Source organism: Alicyclobacillus hesperidum (assembly GCF_900107035.1).
GTDB lineage: Bacteria > Bacillota > Bacilli > Alicyclobacillales > Alicyclobacillaceae > Alicyclobacillus > Alicyclobacillus hesperidum.
The window spans coordinates 1-1,742 of sequence record NZ_FNOJ01000046.1; the positions used below are offsets into that span (position 1 = coordinate 1).

Annotated in this window: 3 protein-coding genes and 1 pseudogene; 2 read left to right on the forward strand and 2 right to left on the reverse strand. The window is 41.9% G+C overall.

Annotation, left to right across the window (positions count from 1 at the left end; all coding sequences use genetic code 11):
- Positions 1–98 (forward strand): annotated as a pseudogene (locus tag BLU70_RS14505) (transposase); the annotation flags it as partial.
- Positions 99–304: 206 nt separating this feature from the next.
- Positions 305–568, forward strand: coding sequence for a winged helix-turn-helix domain-containing protein (locus BLU70_RS15050; protein ID WP_074694002.1), 264 nt, complete (start codon positions 305–307; stop codon positions 566–568).
- Between the two features lie 108 nt (positions 569–676).
- Here BLU70_RS15050 and BLU70_RS14175 read toward each other — a convergent pair whose 3' ends face one another.
- A complete protein-coding gene (locus BLU70_RS14175) occupies positions 677–1,120 on the reverse strand; it encodes a hypothetical protein (RefSeq protein WP_074694003.1) in 444 nt (147 codons plus the stop codon).
- A 67-nt stretch (positions 1,121–1,187) separates the two neighbouring features.
- Positions 1,188–1,661 carry a hypothetical protein gene (locus BLU70_RS14180; protein WP_143027562.1) on the reverse strand — a complete coding sequence of 158 codons (474 nt, stop codon included), beginning with the start codon at positions 1,659–1,661 and terminating at the stop codon, positions 1,188–1,190.
- Positions 1,662–1,742: the final 81 nt, after the last annotated feature.

Here is a 1,742-nt window from a genome sequence, read left to right on the forward strand (position 1 = left end):
GCGTGAACGAAGAGGGGTATCGTGAAATCCTTGGCGTGATGCTTGGCGACAGCGAGTCAGAAGCGAGTTGGACAGAGTTTTTCTCTTGGCTCAAGAGTGTGTGCTATTTGACGCTCACGTTGAGACCTTGAAGACAAGAGGAAGAGAGGTATGCCAGAAGTACCTGCAGAAAGAACAGATTATTCAATTCCCAGACCAATTTGTGAAGGGTTTTGTCCCGCAAAAGTAAAGCGAAGATGAGAAAAAATTCGAGAAAACTGCTGAAATCCCGTGGACATAAAGCTACAAGGGCTGGGTGGGCAGCATGGTATATTTGGATGAGGATTTTTACCTGGACGTAAACCGATTTCTATTAGTCAAAAATGGATTTCCAATCTCATTATCTCTAACGGAGTTTCTAATCCTCCGCTGCCTGTCCGAAAGCTTAGAACGCCCAGTGTCAACTCCGAAGATCATCGAGTATGCGTGGGGGCAAGCTGACATGATACAGATTAAGCACGTACATGTGTATATAAACAGAATAAGGAGTAAATTGGAACCTTATCCAAAAAACCTAAGTACTTGCTGACTGTACGCGGGTTTGGTTACTTGCTTCACTCCTATGTTCGCTAATATAACAGATGAACGGTTCAGCATCCAGGATTAAAGAAATCCACCCGGATATCAGCACCGCCGTTCAATGCAACGTGATAGTCAATGATGTGTCTAATTTTCCGAATCGGTACAGTTTTATTTCATAAAGACCTGGTTTCCACCCTTGGTTATTAAGGTCAAAATATTTACCCGTCATAATGCTAGTATCAACCCACTCCGTTGTCTGAACAGTTTTCCCTGTAGTCTTATCAACTACAATGCATTTGCTCAGTGAAGAAGATGGAAGACTTCTCGACGACTGTGGTTTGTATTCTATGTCTACGATTAGATGATCCGACACTTTAAAATTAGTCCCGGAATCAGTAATGTTGAATGTGTCTGGATCCTGGTGTGTACCTACCAATATCGTGTCCTGCTTAGGAACAGGTACATAGAGATTGTGGTAGATTTGAATCCCAAGGCCAATAAGAGCAACAAGAATTAGAATGACCACAGGAAGCACATACCACCACTTTCTTCTTGTCATGTCACCACTCCTTAAGCTAATGAACTCTGTCGTTCTACATAGAAGTTATATTGAGCATACTGGAGAATTATGTGTATTTTACACCGAGAATTTTAGCAACCATTTTTAAATTTGAACGGTTAATTGTTAATAAAATAAGAATTTTTGATTTGTCATGGCTCTGGATCGCATCTTGCAATGCATCGTACTTACTATGAACTGCTTCCGCAAACGTATCACCCTTTTTATCCCTTAAGGGAGGGAGAATGGCAACGTGAAATTCATCGTGAAGGGAATTGGCAATGTTTAACGCATCATTATAGTCGCCCTTCGAAATATCAGCTTGAATTCTATCAAACCCAGAGTATTCATCGACAAATGCCTTAGAAAGGAGGTATGCATCCGAAGATGAAGTCATGTTCATACCCGGCATGTTTATATTGGACATCGACATACCATTCGACTGACTTGTCGAATCAGGTTGTAGTCCGTTCGACGCTCCACATCCTGTCATAAGCATCGAAGATACTATCATTACAGCAAAGATTTTTGCACTCTTCACGAAAGAGTTGAGTCCGTACAATTGGTGTAAATTCAGTGGAAGCACTGGGTGACATCATGTAGACGTGCCACCCCGTCCCTC

Coding starts and splice junctions, on each gene's coding strand:
- BLU70_RS15050 (WP_074694002.1), top strand. CDS start 305: ATGGTATATTTGGATGAGGATTTTTACCTGGACGTAAACCGATTTCTA.
- BLU70_RS14175 (WP_074694003.1), bottom strand. CDS start 1,120: ATGACAAGAAGAAAGTGGTGGTATGTGCTTCCTGTGGTCATTCTAATT.